General features: G+C 68.6%; 9 protein-coding genes. 8 read left to right on the plus strand and 1 reads right to left on the minus strand.

Annotated elements, in window-relative coordinates:
- The first annotated feature begins 62 nt into the window (after positions 1-62).
- Entirely contained in the window at positions 63-4,610 is a 4,548-nt protein-coding gene (locus ABGI63_RS18780) for a hypothetical protein (RefSeq protein ID WP_349743903.1), read from the plus strand.
- A 12-nt stretch (positions 4,611-4,622) separates the two neighbouring features.
- On the opposite strand, the gene dnaE is transcribed toward ABGI63_RS18780, so the two are convergent.
- A complete protein-coding gene (dnaE, locus tag ABGI63_RS18785; RefSeq protein ID WP_349743904.1) occupies positions 4,623-8,129 on the minus strand; it encodes a DNA polymerase III subunit alpha in 3,507 nt (1,168 codons plus the stop codon).
- Positions 8,130-8,166: 37 nt separating this feature from the next.
- Between dnaE and ABGI63_RS18790 the strand changes: the two genes are divergently transcribed.
- The 7 genes from ABGI63_RS18790 to ABGI63_RS18820 all read left to right on the plus strand — a co-directional run bounded on the left by ABGI63_RS18790 (position 8,167) and on the right by ABGI63_RS18820 (position 14,272).
- Positions 8,167-9,087: a peptidylprolyl isomerase gene (locus ABGI63_RS18790; RefSeq protein WP_349743905.1), complete on the plus strand. Its 921-nt coding sequence runs from the start codon at positions 8,167-8,169 to the stop codon at positions 9,085-9,087.
- 40 nt (positions 9,088-9,127) lie between these two features.
- Complete coding sequence (locus ABGI63_RS18795) at positions 9,128-9,919, plus strand: sulfurtransferase (protein ID WP_349743906.1); 792 nt, start codon at positions 9,128-9,130, stop codon at positions 9,917-9,919.
- Positions 9,916-10,884, plus strand: coding sequence for an alpha/beta hydrolase (locus tag ABGI63_RS18800; protein ID WP_349743908.1), 969 nt, complete (start codon positions 9,916-9,918; stop codon positions 10,882-10,884). Before ABGI63_RS18795 ends, ABGI63_RS18800 begins: the two co-directional genes overlap by 4 nt.
- A 70-nt stretch (positions 10,885-10,954) precedes the next feature.
- Entirely contained in the window at positions 10,955-11,749 is a 795-nt protein-coding gene (locus ABGI63_RS18805; protein WP_349743909.1) for an ABC transporter substrate-binding protein, read from the plus strand.
- 15 nt (positions 11,750-11,764) lie between these two features.
- The gene (locus ABGI63_RS18810) at positions 11,765-12,457 is read left to right on the plus strand and encodes an ABC transporter permease (protein WP_262970628.1); all 693 of its coding nucleotides are present in this window, start codon (positions 11,765-11,767) and stop codon (positions 12,455-12,457) included.
- Positions 12,454-13,140 (plus strand): ABC transporter permease, encoded by a 687-nt coding sequence (locus tag ABGI63_RS18815; RefSeq protein WP_349743910.1) that lies wholly within the window; start codon positions 12,454-12,456, stop codon positions 13,138-13,140. The genes ABGI63_RS18810 and ABGI63_RS18815 overlap by 4 nt, the downstream gene beginning before the upstream one ends.
- 16 nt (positions 13,141-13,156) lie before the next feature.
- Complete coding sequence (locus tag ABGI63_RS18820) at positions 13,157-14,272, plus strand: succinylglutamate desuccinylase/aspartoacylase family protein (protein WP_349743911.1); 1,116 nt, start codon at positions 13,157-13,159, stop codon at positions 14,270-14,272.
- Positions 14,273-14,346: the final 74 nt, after the last annotated feature.

Raw genomic sequence — 14,346 nt, forward strand, 5'->3', positions numbered from 1 at the left:
CACTTAGGCTTATCGGACAAATGGAGCCGGGACTTGAGTCCCAGGACCAAGGGAGAGAAAAAATGAGTAGCAGCACCCCCGGGTCGATCTGGACACCCGCGCTGATCGCGCGCCTGACACCCCAGCAGATCGCCACGATACGGCCGGAGCGGCTGGCCGAGTTCGACAGCGTCCAGCTCAATGCCTTCTCGCGCGTCCAGTTCGCCAGCCTCAGCGTCGGCCAGCTGCGGGCACTGAGCCCCGAGCAGGTCGGCCATCTGGGCGTCAAGCATCTGCAAGGTCTCAGCGGCAGCCAGCTGCAGGCCTTCAGCCCGGAACACTTCAGCCACCTTAGCCCGTCAGCCCTGACCGCGCTGACCCCCGCCCATATCGGCGCACTGAGCCCCCAGCATCTGGCCGAGCTGAGCAGCACCCAGCTGCGCATGCTGAGCCCGCTGGCCCTGCAGTCCTTCAACGCCGCGCAGATCCAGGGCCTGGGCACGGCCCAGATCGCCGGCCTGAGCAACAGCCAGCTGGCCGTGCTCAAGCCCGCGCAGCTGGCGGCGCTGGAAACCGAGGACCTGCGCGCGCTGGGCCTGGGCCAGCTCAACAGCCTGGGCAGCGCACAGTTCGCGGCACTGGGCCCGGCCCAGTTGCAGGCGCTGAGCGAGGAGCAGTGGGCCGGCCTGAACGGCCGCCAGCTCGGTGGCTTGAGCGCCGGTCAGCTGCAGTCGCTGGGCACCGACATCCTGGCGACGCTGAGCCCGGCGGCGCTGCGCGCGCTCAGCGGTGCCCAGCTCGCCTCGCTCAGCGAGGCCCAGATTGCCGCGCTGACCGAGACCCAGCTGCGCGTGCTCAGCGTCGCCCAGATCGGCGCGCTGGGCAGCGAGGACGTGGCCGCGCTGAGCGACGGCCAGATCGCCGCCCTGAGCCCGCAGCAGATCGCCGCGATCAAGCCCGAACATCTGCGCCTGTTCAGCGACGAGGAGCTGCGCGCGCTGTCCAAGCCCCAGCTGCTGGCGCTGACCGCTGCCCAGATCGCCAAGCTGACACCCGCCCAGCTGCTGGCCTTGGATGAGGAGCAGCTGGCCGCACTCGGACCGCAGCAGATCGGCGCGCTGACACCTGCCCAGCTGCAGGCCCTGGGCCCCGAACACCTGGCCCAGCTGGGCCTGGCGGCGCTGCGCGCGCTCGGTACGGCCCAGGTGGCCGCGCTGGGCTCGGAACAGCTGGCGGCGCTCAGCAGCGAACAGTTCAAGGCGCTCAACGCCAAGCAGCTGGCCGCGATCTCGATCGAGGACATGCAGGCGCTGCGGCCCGAGCAGCTGGCCGGCCTGGACGCCGCACAGTTCGCTGCCTTCAGCGGCGCGCAGCTGAGCCTGCTCGGCGCCGATCAGATCGGCGCCGTCTCGCTGGCCGCGCTGCGCGGCCTGACGACGGCGGACGCGCGGGTGCTCAGCGAGGCCCAGCTGGGCGCCTTGAGCAGCGGCCAGATCCAGGCCCTGGGCACCCAGGCGCTGCGGGCCATGAGCAGCCAGCAGATCCAGGCGCTCGACGAAGACCAGATCCGCGCGCTGGGCAGCACCCAGCTGGGCGCGCTCAGCGTGGCCCAGCTGGAGAGTTTCAGCAGCGCCGAGCTGCAGGCCCTGGGCCACCAGCAACTGGCCGGCCTCAGCGCCACCCAGCTGCGCGGCCTCAGCGCCCAGACCCTGGCCCAGCTCAGCGACGAGCAATGGGGCGGCTTCGGCGGCCGGCAGATCAAGGCGCTGAGCAACGAGCAGCTGCAGCGGCTCAGCACCGCGCAGATCGCCGCGCTCAGCAGCGACGCGATCGCCGGCCTGAGCACGGCCCAGTTCCTGTCGCTGGGCAGCGCCCAGCTGCAGGCCATCGAGACCCGCGACATCGCGGCGCTGAGCGTGGCCGATCTGCGCGTGATGGGCAGCCAGCAGATCGCCTGGCTCAGCACGGCCCAGGTCGGCGCACTCAGCGCCGCCGGGCTGAACACGCTGAGCTCGGCCCAGATCGTCCAGTTCAGCACCGAGCAGCTCGGCGCGCTGAGCAGCCAGGCGCTGCGCGGTCTGGAGGCCGGCGACCTGGTGGCGCTGAGCCCGGCCCAGCTGCAGGCCCTCAGCAGCGCGCAATGGCTGGGTCTCGGTGCCCAACAGCTGAGCCAGTTGGGCAGCGCGCAGATCCAGGCGCTGAGCCCCGACCATATCAAGGCCCTGCCGCCGGCGGCCTTCGACGGCCTGAGCGTGCGCCAGCTGGGCTGGCTCAGCGACGAGCAGTGGGCGGGCGTCAGCCATGCCCAGCTCGCCGCGCTGGCGCCCAGCGACATCAAGGCGCTGCAGGACCGCCTGCCCCGGCTCGACACCGCCCAGCTGCAAGGCCTGGGTGCGGCCCAGGCCCAGATGCTGGGCAGCGCCACCATCGCCCAGCTCAGCGACGAGCAGCTCAAGGCCCTGGGCGCCGGTGCCATCGGTGCGCTGAGCGGCAGCGCGCTGCAGGCCCTCAGCGCCGAACGCCTGGCCCTGCTGGGCAGCCAGCAGTTGCAGGCCCTGGACGGCGCCGACTTCCAGGCCCTGGGCGCCGAGCGCCTGGGCCAGCTCAGCAGCCAGCAGATCGCCGTACTGACAGCGGCTGCGGTCGCGCCGATGGGCACGGCCCAGCTGGCTGCGCTGGGTGCCGGCCTGGGCATGAACGGTGTGGCGGCACTGAGCCCGGCCGCGCTGGCCACGCTCAGCAGTGCCGAGATCGCACACTTCGCCACCAGCGCCCTGCCCGCGCTGCGCAGCGAGCAGATCGCTGCGCTGGGCAGCGCCCAGATCGCCGGCCTGAGCGCCGCCACCCTGCAGGCCTGGCAGCCCGAGCAGGCGGCGGCCCTGTCCAGCGCCGCCATCCAGGCCCTGAACAGCCAGCAGATCCAGGGCCTCAGCGGCGCCCAGCTGACCCAGCTCGACGGCAGCCAGATCGCCGCACTGACGACCGAGGCCTGGCAGTCCCTGTCCGGTGCCAGCCTGAGCGAGCTCAGCGCCGCGCAGATCCGCGCCCTGCCCGCCGGCCATCTGCTGGCGCTGCAGGGCCAGCAGCTGCAGGCCTTGCAGCCCGACCAGCTGACGGCGCTGGGCACGGCCGGCATCGCGGCGCTGCGCCCCGAGCAGATCGCCGCGCTGCGGCCGGGCCAGATCGCCGCGCTCGGCGAAGCCCAGATCGCCGCACTCGACAAAAGCGATCTGCGCGCCTTGTCGCCCGAGGCCTTGCGAGCCCTCAATGTGGCCCAGATCAGCGTGCTGAGCCCCACCCAGCTCAGCGAGCTGGCGCCGGCCCAGCTGGCCCAGATGACGCCGGTGCAGATCGGCGCGCTGTCCAATGCCAGCCTGGCCGGGCTCAGCCTGGCCCAGCTGCAGGCGCTGGCGCCCGAGCAGTTCGATCATCTCTATGGCAGCCAGCTCGGCGCGATCACCCCCTACCGCCTGAGCATGCTCAGCAGCGCGGTGATCGCCTCGCTGGACGCCGAACAGCTGGCCGTGCTGAGCCCGGCCCAGGTGCTGACCTTGAACGCCCAGCAGTGGCAGGTACTGAGCCCCGAGCAGATCGGCGCCTTCTCGGCCCAGGCCCTGCGCGAGCTGCCGGTGTCGACACTGGCCCTGCTGACGCCCGAGCAGCTGGGTTCGCTGAGCGCGGCCCAGGGCGCGGCGCTGACGGCCAACCAGCTGCAAGGCCTGAGCCTGGCGCAGCTGCAGGCCCTGGGCACGCAGGTGATCGCAGCGCTGAGCCCCACTCAGTTCGACGCGCTGAGCCCCGCCCAGCTCGGCGCGCTGAGCCCGCAGCAGACCGCCGCCATCAGCACCCAGGACATGCGCCAGCTCTCCGACAGCGATCTGCTGGCCCTGCGCAGCGAGCAGATCACCGCCTTCAGCGCGGCCCAGCTGCGCGCGCTGGATGTCGACCAGCTCAATGCGATGAGCACGCTGCAGATCGAGGCCCTCAGCGGCCGCCAGGTCCAGGCCTTGCATGAAAACCAGATCCACGGCCTGGCGCCGCAGCAGTTCGCCGCGCTGAGCCCCGCCGATATCGGTGTGCTCAGCACCACGCAGGCGGCCGCGATCACCGCCGCCCAGGTCGACGCGATGAGCGATGTCCAGCTGCGCTCGCTGAGCGCCCAGGCGATTGCCACGCTCAGCGAGGACGCGCGTCGCGCGCTGCAGCAGCAGGGCCTGAGCCGCATCGCGGCGCCCAGCGAGGACTGGCCGGACCTGGGCGGCATCGGGCTGGGCCCGCTAGATCCGCTGCCGACCCTGCCCAAGTTCGAGCCGATTCAGACCCCGTCCCGGCCGGAGTTGGCCATCGAGCTGGACTTCGACATCGCACCGCCGCTGCACCCGCCGGCCGGCCTGGCGCAATCCCTGCCTAGCCTCGATGTGTCGCCGGTGCTGGCACTGGCGTCACTGCCCCAGCTGTCCGAGTTGCTGACGCCGGCCCAGGACGCGCTGCTAGGCGCGGCGGTGGCCGAGCCGACGCGCGGTCCGGATGAGGGCTCGCCCGCCGCCGAGCTGTCGCCGGCCATGCTGCAGGAGCTGCAAAGGATGACGCAGGAGGCACTGTTTGACGGGCGCAACCAGTTGCTGATCTAGGCCTGTCCCGCCTCAGCTCACCTCGTAGACGATCTGCGGCGGCTCCGGGCTGATCGCTGCGAAGCGCTGCAGCGCTTCGTCGCAGGGCCAGAAGCGGCTGTCCTCGCCGAGGTCGATCTTGGCCTGGCCGCTGGCCAGGAAGTGGTGGGTCATGACCTTCAGGCCCTGGTTGACGACGCCCTGTTCGCCCTGCTGCTGGCGTGCCGGCCATTGCTTGACCACCTCGTCCAGCGGCGGCAGCTTGTTCTTGACCGGCACATAGACATAGCGGCCGAAGCGTGCCCGCGCGCCGGCCAGGTCCCAGACCGCCTGCACGGTCAGCCGCAGGCCGCCGGAGAAGCGGTCGTTCTGCACCTTGCCCTGCACGATGATCAGCTCGTCGTCGGCCAGCAGCTCCTTGTGGGCATTGATCAGCTCCTCGTTGGCCACCGCCTCGATCGCGTCGCTCTTGTCGTCGAGCTTGAAGATCGCGACGCGGCCGCGGTGGCCGTTGATGATGCGCAGATCGCCAACGATGCCGGCCACCATGATGGGCTCGCGGCTGTCCTGCAGATCGGCGACGCGGCGCTTGACCATGCGCCGCACCTCCTCGCCGCTCTGATCGAACAGATGGCCGCTGAGGTAGTAGCCGATCGCGGTCTTCTCCAGGCTCAGCCGCTCCTTGATGCTCCAGGGCCCAGCCTGCACCAGCGGCGGCTCGGCAGTCGAGGAGCCATGGGTGTCATCGAAGTCGAACAAGCCGCCCTGGTCGACGTTCTGCGCCAGGCCCTCGGCATAGGTGTAGCCCAGCGCCACGCTGGCCAGCAGCCGGGCGCGGTCAGGCTCGATCGCATCGAATGCGCCGGCCTTGATCAAGGCCTCGACCACGCGCTTGTTGACCTGCTTGCGGTCGACCCGGGCGCAGAAGTCGAAGAAGCTCTTGAACGGACCGCCCTCGGTGCGCGCCGCGACGATGGCGTGGATCGCGCCGACGCCGGTGCCCTTGATCGCGCCCAGGCTGTAATTGATCTTGCGTTCCGACAGCGGCTCGAAGCGGTGCACGCCCAGGTTCACATTGGGCGGCTCGAACTCGATGCCGAAGAGCTTGGCATCGTTCATCAGGACCTTGAGCTTGTCGGTGTCGTCCGACTCGATGGTCATGTTCGCGGCGAAGAACTCGGCCGTGAAATGCACCTTCAGCCAGCCGGTGTGATAGGCCAGCAGCGAGTAGGCGGCGGCATGCGACTTGTTGAAGCCGTAGCCGGCGAACTTCTCCATCAGGTCGAAGACCTCGTCGGCCTTGTCCTGATCGATGCCCTTCTCGGCCGCGCCCTTGCGGAACAGCTCGCGATGGGCGGCCATCTCCTCGGCCTTCTTCTTGCCCATCGCGCGGCGCAGCATGTCGGCGCCGCCCAGCGTGTAGCCGCCCAGCACCTGGGCGGTCTGCATCACCTGTTCCTGGTAGACCATGATGCCGTAGGTTTCGGCCAGCACGGCCTCGGCCAGCGGGTGCGGGTACTCGACCTTCTCCTTGCCATGCTTGCGCGCGACAAAGGTCGGGATCAGGTCCATAGGCCCCGGCCGGTACAGCGCGTTCAGCGCGATCAGGTCTTCCAGCCGCGAGGGCTTGGCCTCGCGCAGCATCTTCTGCATGCCGCTGGATTCAAACTGGAACACCGACTCGGTCAGGCCGTCGGAGAACAGCTTGTAGGTCTTGCGGTCGTCCAGAGGAATCGTCTCGAAGGCGAAGTCCTTGTGCTGCGGATAGCGCGTGGTGATGAATTCCTTGGCCAGCTCCATGATGGTCAAGGTCGCCAGGCCCAGAAAGTCGAACTTGACCAGGCCGATCGCCTCGACGTCGTCCTTGTCGTACTGGCTCACCGCCGAAGTCGAACCGGGTTGCTGGTACTGTGGGCAGAAGTCGGTGATCTTGCCCGGCGCAATCAGCACGCCACCGGCATGCATGCCGACATTGCGCACCATGCCCTCGACCCGCGCGGCCAGCTTCAGCAGGCCCGCCACCTCCTCGTCCAGCGCCTCGCGCTCCTCGATCTCGGGCGCCTCCTTGCGGGCGTAGATGATCTTGTCGTCGGGCTTCTCGGGCACCAGGGCCAGGGTCACGGTCTTGCCGGGGGGCGCCGGGATCAGCTTGGCGATCGAGTCGACCTGGCCGAAACCCATGCCCAGCACCCGGCCGATATCGCGCAGCGCCGCCTTGGCCGCCATCGTGCCGAAGGTGGCGATCTGGCTGACCGCCGGGCGGCCGTACTTGTCCTTGACGTAGTCGATCACCCGGTCGCGGTTGCCCTGGCAGAAATCGATGTCGAAGTCGGGCATCGAGACTCGCTCGGGGTTCAGGAAACGCTCGAACAGCAGGTTGTACTGCAGCGGGTCCAGGTCGGTGATCAAGAGCACATAGGCCACCAGCGAGCCGGCGCCCGAGCCCCGGCCCGGGCCCACCGGGCAGCCATTGTTCTTGGCCCACTGGATGAAGTCGCCCACGATCAGGAAATAGCCCGGGAAGCCCATCTTGATGATGGTGTTCAGCTCGAACTCCAGGCGCTCGACATAGCGCGGCCGCTCGGCATCGCGTTTGGCCGGATCGGGGTAGAGCTGCTTGAGCCGGTGCTCCAGGCCGTCAAAGCTCTGTGCACGGAAATAGATGTCCATCGGCATCGGCGTGCCGTCGTCCTGCAGCGGCGTCGGGAAGTCGGGCAGCTGCGGCTTGCCCAGCACCAGGGACAGGCTGCAGCGCCGTGCGATCTCCACGGTGTTGGCGATCGCCGAGGGCACATCGGCGAACAGCGCCTCCATATCCGCCTGCGGGCGGAAATACTGGCCCGGCAGGAAGCGCTTGATGCGCTTGGGGTTGGCCAGGGTCTCGCCCTCGGCCACACAGACGCGCGCCTCGTGGGCCTCGAAGTCTTCCTCGGCCAGGAACTGCACCGGGTGGGTGGCCACCACCGGCAGGCCCAGCTCGGCGGCAAAGGGCACGCTGGCCAGCACCAGCGCCTCCTGGCCGGGCAGGCCGGCGCGCTGCAGCTCGATGTAGAAACGCTGCGGAAAGATGCTTGAGAGACGCTGCGCCCAGTCCAGCGCCCGCGCCTTGTCGCCCTGCAGCAGGGCCTGGCCCAGGCCGCCATGCTGGGCGCCCGACAGGCAGATCAGGCCCTCGCCCAGCTCCTGCAGCCATTCAAGCTTCAGGCAGGCCTGGTTGCGTATCACGTTCTGTATCCAGGCCCGCGAGAGCAGCTCGCTGAGGTTCAGATAGCCCTGCTTGTTCTGGATCAGCAGCAGCACGCGCGAGGGTTGCTTGTCCGAACCCTCGGGCTCCAGCCAGCAGTCGGCACCCAGGATGGGCTTGACGCCCTTCTTGCGGCAGGCGTTGTAGAACTTGACGCCGCCGAACAGATTGGCCAGGTCGGTGACGGCCAGTGCCGGCTGTCCGTCCTTGGCCGCCGCCGCTGCGGCATCGTCGATTCTCAGGGTGCCGTCGACGACGGAAAACTCGGTATGGGTACGCAGATGGACGAAGGGCATGGCGGGATTGTAGAGAGCGGCGCTATGCTCGCCGCCCATGCGCAAGACAACACCGCCCGCCCTGCTGCTTCTGGCTCTCGCATCCGCTGCCTGGGCCGCCGATCCGCCGCCGACAGCGGCCAGACCCAGCAGCGCCGAGATCCTGGCCCAGTCACCGGCCGGCGACTGGCGCGGCCTGGATCCCGAGAACACGGTGCTGATGGAACTGCCCCAGGGCCAGGTCCTGATCGAGCTGGCGCCCCGCTTCGCGCCCCGCCATGCGGCCAATATCCGCCAGCTGGCGCGCGGCGGCTATTACGACGGCCTGGCCGTCGTGCGCGTGCAGGACAATTTCGTCACCCAGTGGGGCGATCCGAACGGTGAGGACGAGAAGCTGGCCAAGCCGCTGGGCAAGGCCCAGGCCAAGCTGCCGGCCGAGTTCTCGGTTCCGCTCCAGGGCCTGGCGCTGACCCGGCTGCCCGATGTCGACGGCTGGGCGCCGGTAACCGGCTTTGTCGACGGCTTCCCGGTCGCCGCCGACCCGAAACAGGACCGCGCCTGGCTGGCGCACTGCTACGGCATGGTCGGCGCCGGGCGCGGCAATGCGGTCGACTCCAGCAACGGCACCGAGCTCTATGCGGTGATCGGCCATGCGCCGCGCGGGCTGGACCTGAACATCACCGTGGTCGGCCGGGTACTCAAGGGCATCGAGCTGCTCTCCAGCCTGCCGCGCGGCGGCCTGAATATGGGTTTTTACGACAAGCCCGAGCAGCGCCTGACGATACAGCGGACCCGGCTGCTGGCCGATATGCCCGAGAGCGAGCGCCCGGCCCTGCAGCTGCTGCGCACCGACAGCAAGACCTGGGGCGCGCTGCTGGACGCGCGGCGCTGGCGCAGCGGCTGGTTTGTGCACAGCCCGGGCCATATCGAGCTGTGCAGCGCCAGTGTGCCGACCCGGCCCGCGCCGCCTGTCAAATGAAGCCGCGGCGCGACATGCCTACAATCCCGGCCTGTCCGCCATGCAAAACGCTCCGATTCTGAACATCTCGGCCTATCTTTTCGTAGGCCTGCCCGACTGCCACGCGCTGCGTGAGCGCCTCCATGAGCTGGCCCTGAGGCTGGAGCTCAAGGGCACGGTGCTGCTGGCCGAGGAAGGCATCAATCTCTTTCTCGCCGGCCCGGCCGAGGCGGTGCGCCGCTGGGTCGCGGCCCTGCACGAGGACGCCCGCTTCGCCTCGTTGAATCCGAAGGAAAGCTGGAGCGAGACCGTGCCCTTCAAGAAGCTGCTGGTCAAGGTCAAGCCCGAGATCATCCGGATGAACCATCCGACGATCCGGCCGGACCAAGCCGAGCGGGCACCGGCCCTGCCCGCTGCCACGCTGGCGCGCTGGCTGGACCAGGGCCATGACGACGCAGGCCGGCCGGTCGTGACCCTGGACACCCGCAATGCCTTCGAGGTCGATTACGGCACGTTTGACGGCGCGATCGACTGGCGCATCCACAAGTTCAGCGAGTTCCCCGAGGCGGTGCGCCAGCACCGCGAGGAGCTGATGGGCAAGACCGTCGTCAGCTTCTGCACCGGCGGCATCCGCTGCGAGAAGGCCGCGCTGTATCTGCAGCAGCAGGGGCTGGACGGCCCGGTCTACCAGCTTGAGGGCGGCATCCTGAAATATTTCGAGGAAACCGGCGGCCCGCACTACCACGGCAGCTGCTTTGTGTTTGACCAGCGCGAGGCGCTGGATGCCGGCCTGCATCCGGCCATCGAGATCGAGCGCCCAGCCAGCGAGGCCCATCGAGCGCCATCGCCATGAGACGTGAACGAACGGGGCCGGGCGGCTTGCTGCTGAAGCTGCTCGGCCTGGCATTGCTGGGCGCGGCGCTGATGATGGCCGCCTTCCGCGCGCCCGAGCGCTCGCTGGAGAGCCTGGTGGCGCGCTGGGCGCCGCCGCCCTCGGACTTCATCGAGCTGGGCGGCCAGCTGGTGCATCTGCGCGACGAAGGTCCCAGCGACGACCCGCAGCCCGTCGTGCTGATCCATGGCACGGCGGCCAGCCTGCACACCTGGGAAGGCTGGGCCGCCGCGCTGAAGCCGCGGCGCCGCGTCATCAGCTTCGACCTGCCCGGTTTCGGCCTCAGCGGCGCGCAGCCGCAGGGCGACTACAGCGACGAGGCCTATATCACCTTTGTGCTGGCCCTGCTCGATCATCTGAAGCTGCCGAGCGTCGTGCTGGCCGGCAACTCGCTGGGGGGCCAGATCGCCTGGCAGCTGGCCGCCCAGGCGCCGCAGCGGGTCGCGGCCCTGGTGCTGATCGATGCCGCCGGCCATGATTTCAAACCCGACTCGGTGCCGCTGGCCTTCCAGCTGGCGCGCCTGCCGGTGCTACGGGGCCTGGTCAGCGGCCTGCTGCCGCGCCGCCTGGTCGAAGCCAGCGTGGCCAATCTCTACGGCGATCCGGCCAAGGTCGATACCGCCCTGGTCGACCGCTATTTCGAGCTGACCCTGCGCGAGGGCAACCGCGCAGCGCTGCTGCAGCGCATCCAGCAGATGCGGCCGGGCCAGAACACGGCACGCCTGGCCGGGCTGAAGCAGCCGACCCTGATCCTCTGGGGCGGCCGCGACCGGCTGATCCCGCCCGCCTATGGCCAGGCCTTTGCCGACGCGATGGCCGGCAGCCGCCTGGTGGTGTTCGATGCGCTGGGCCATGTGCCGCAGGAGGAAGATCCGGCCGCCACCGTGGCCGTGATGCGGGATTTTTTACATTCGCTCAAACCCTGATGCCTTTTGCCTCATGGGCATTGCAATATCCTCACCTTGTTTTGCCATTCGCACATTTCTTGGAGAACGCATGCAACGTCGTCATCTGATCGCTCTGGCCGCCCTGGCCTGCAGCACCCTCACCGCCCTGAGCAGCCACGCCCAGGCGCCCGATTGGAAGAAGGTCCGCATCGGCGTCGAGGGTGCCTACCCTCCGTTCTCCGAGGTCGGCCCGGACGGCAAGCTCAAGGGCTTCGAAATCGACTATGCGCTGGCTCTGTGCGCCGAGATGAAGGCCGAGTGCACCCTGGTGCAGCAGGACTTCGACGGCCTGATCCCGGCCCTGCAGGCGCGCAAGATCGACGCCATCATCGCCTCGATGTCCATCACCGATGAGCGCAAGAAGGCCATCGCCTTCTCGAAGGCCTACTACAACACCCCGGCCCGCTTTGCCGCCAAGGCCGACGCCAAGCTCGACATCAGCGCCGCCGGCCTGAAGGGCAAGAAGATCGGCGTGCAGCGCGCCACCATCCACGAGAAGTTCGCCGCCGAGCAGTTCAAGCAGAGCGAGATCGTGCGCTACGCCACCCAGGACCAGGCTTATCTGGACCTGAAGTCGGGCCGCATCGATGCCACCGTGGCCGACTCCGTCGCCATCGACACCGGCTTCCTGAAGACCGCAGGCGGCAAGGGCTATGCCTTCATCGGCCCGGCCTTCGATGACGTCAAGTACTTCGGTACCGGCTCGGGTGTGGGCATGCGCAAGGCCGACGAGAAGGCCCTGGGCAAGAAGTTCAACGATGCCATCGCCGCGCTGCGCGCCAACGGCACGTTCAAGAAGCTCAACGACAAGTACTTCGAGTACGACGTCTCGCCGAAGCAGTAAGCCCTCAATCAACGCATGTTTCTGCACGGCTTTCTGCCCAGCCTGCTGGAGGGTGCCCTGGTCACGCTGAGCGTGGCCCTGGCCTCTCTGGCCCTGGCCATGGTGCTCGGCATGGCCGGCGCCATGGCCAAGCTCTCGCGCTTCCGGGCCGCGCGCGGCGTCGCCCAGGTCTACACCACGGTGATACGCGGTGTGCCCGATCTGGTGCTGATGCTCCTGATTTTTTTCGGCGGCCAGCTGGCCGTCAACGAGATCGCGCTGGCCCTGGGGCACGAGGACTATGTCGACGTCGACCCCTATCTGGCCGGCGTGCTGACGATAGGCTTCATCTTCGGCGCCTATCTGACCGAGGCCTTCCGGGGCGCCTTCCTGGCCGTGCCACCGGGCCAGCGCGAGGCCGGCCTGGCCTACGGCATGAGCGGCTGGCAGATCGCCCGGCGCATCACCTTGCCGCAGATGTTCCGCCATGCGCTGCCGGGCCTGTCGAACAACTGGCTGGTGCTGATCAAGAGCACGGCCATCGTCTCGGTGATCGGCCTGCACGACCTGATGACCCGCGGCTCGCAGGCAGCCGGCACGACGCGCGAGCCCTTTGTGTTCTACGCGGCCGTGGCCGTGATCTACCTGGCCTTCACCAGCGTCTCCGAGCTGGTGTTCAAGCATCTGCAAAAACGCTTCTCCGTCGGCGTGCGCCAAGGACTGTTGTGAATCTGGACGCGATTGCCGAAAACCTGCCGCTGTACGTCAGCGGTGCCTGGACCACCCTGCAGCTGCTGCTGATCTCGCTGGTGCTGGGCCTGGCGGTAGCCATCCCCTTGGCCCTGCTGCGCTGCATGCCCTCGCGCTGGGTGTCGGGCCCGGTCTGGCTCTACACCTATTTCTTCCGCGGCACGCCGATGCTGGTGCAGCTGTTCCTGATCTATTACGGCCTGGCGCAGTTCGAGGCGGTGCGCGAGAGCGTGGCCTGGCCCTATCTGAGCTCGGCCTGGTTCTGCGCCTGCCTGACCTTTGCGCTGAACACCTGCGCCTACACGGTCGAGATCATCGCCGGCAGCATCCGCGCGCTGCCGCACGGTGAGATCGAGGCGGCCAAGGCCCTGGGCATGAGCCGCGGCGTGATGCTGCGCCGCATCGTACTGCCCTCGGCGCTGCGCCGCGCGCTGCCGGCCTATAGCAACGAGGCCATCTTCATGCTGCACGGCACCTCGCTGGCCAGCATCGTCACGATCACCGACCTGACCGGCGCGGCGCGCCAGCTCAACTCCACCTACTACCTGCCCTTCGAAGCCTTCATCACGGCGGCGCTGTTCTATTTTGTGCTGACCCTGGCCCTGGTGGGCCTGTTCCACAAGGCCGAAGCCCGCTGGCTCAAGCCCTTGATGCCCAGATGATGCCGCGCTGATTCCCATGCACACCTCCCGCCACCCCCTGCTCTCGCCCGCCCCAGGCACCCAGCGAGAGCTGATCTCGCTGCACTATGGCCGTGCCGGTGCCCAGAAGGCCTATATCCAGGCCTCGCTGCATGCCGACGAGCTGCCCGGCATGCTGGTGGCCCACCATCTGCGCCAGCAGCTCGATGCGCTGGAAGCCTCCGGCCGCATCGCCGGCGAGATCATCCTGGTGCCGATGGCCAACCCGATCGGCCTGTCGCAATTCCTGCTGCACGGCCATCTGGGCCGCTTCGAGCTGAACTCGGGCGAGAACTTCAACCGCCACTACCCCGACCAGATCGCCAATGTGGCGGCCGCCGTCGAGAGCGAGTTGGGCGACGACGCGGCGCGCAATGTGCGGCTGCTGCGCCTGGCGCTGCGGGAGGCGGTGCTACAGACCCCGGTGGATACCGAGCTGCAGTCGCTGCGCCGCACGCTGATGAGCCTGTCCTGCGATGCCGACATCGTGCTGGACCTGCACTGCGATGCCGAGGCCGTGCTGCACCTCTATACCGAGACGCCCTGCTGGCCCGAGTGCGAGGTGCTGGCGCGCTTTCTGGGCGCCCGCCTGACGCTGCTGGCCCAGGACTCCGGCGACCGGCCCTTCGACGAGATCTGCTCCCAGCCCTGGTGGCGCTGGGCCGAGCAGTTCAAGCACCGTTTCCCGATTCCGCAAGCCTGCCTGTCGGTCACGGTGGAGCTGCGCGGCCAGGCCGATGTCGACCACGCGCTGGCCCGCCGCGACGCGCAGCACATCATCGATTTCCTGACCCATCGCGGCCTGATCTCGGGCCAGGCGCCGGCGCTGCCGGCCGCCGTCGGCGATGCCCGGCCGCTGGCCGGCAGCATCCCGGTCAAGAGTCCCTCGGCCGGCGTGCTGACCTTTTTGCGCGATGCCGGCGCAATGCTCAGGGCCGGTGAGGTGCTGGCCCATGTGATCGATCCCCTCAGCAACCAGGTGAGCGAGCTGACCAGCCCGGTCGATGGCCTGCTGTTCGCGCGCGAGTCGGTGCGCTTCGCCCATGCCGGCATGAAGGTGGCCAAGGTGGCCGGTCTGACCGCACTGCGCACCGGTAAGTTGTTGGGTGATTGAGAGAAAAATGTCCGAAGCAAGCCTTGTCATTGAAAACCTGCACAAACGCTATGGCGAACGCGAGGTGCTGAAGG

The organism is Roseateles cavernae, from assembly GCF_040187885.1.
Lineage (GTDB): Bacteria > Pseudomonadota > Gammaproteobacteria > Burkholderiales > Burkholderiaceae_C > Roseateles_E > Roseateles_E cavernae.

Excerpts from the sequence above, each read along its gene's own strand:
- dnaE (WP_349743904.1), bottom strand. The coding sequence starts at position 8,129 with ATGCCCTTCGTCCATCTGCGTACCCATACCGAGTTTTCCGTCGTCGAC.
- ABGI63_RS18780 (WP_349743903.1), top strand. The coding sequence starts at position 63 with ATGAGTAGCAGCACCCCCGGGTCGATCTGGACACCCGCGCTGATCGCG.
- ABGI63_RS18810 (WP_262970628.1), top strand. The coding sequence starts at position 11,765 with ATGTTTCTGCACGGCTTTCTGCCCAGCCTGCTGGAGGGTGCCCTGGTC.
- ABGI63_RS18800 (WP_349743908.1), top strand. The coding sequence starts at position 9,916 with ATGAGACGTGAACGAACGGGGCCGGGCGGCTTGCTGCTGAAGCTGCTC.
- ABGI63_RS18820 (WP_349743911.1), top strand. The coding sequence starts at position 13,157 with ATGCACACCTCCCGCCACCCCCTGCTCTCGCCCGCCCCAGGCACCCAG.
- ABGI63_RS18790 (WP_349743905.1), top strand. The coding sequence starts at position 8,167 with ATGCGCAAGACAACACCGCCCGCCCTGCTGCTTCTGGCTCTCGCATCC.
- ABGI63_RS18805 (WP_349743909.1), top strand. The coding sequence starts at position 10,955 with ATGCAACGTCGTCATCTGATCGCTCTGGCCGCCCTGGCCTGCAGCACC.
- ABGI63_RS18795 (WP_349743906.1), top strand. The coding sequence starts at position 9,128 with ATGCAAAACGCTCCGATTCTGAACATCTCGGCCTATCTTTTCGTAGGC.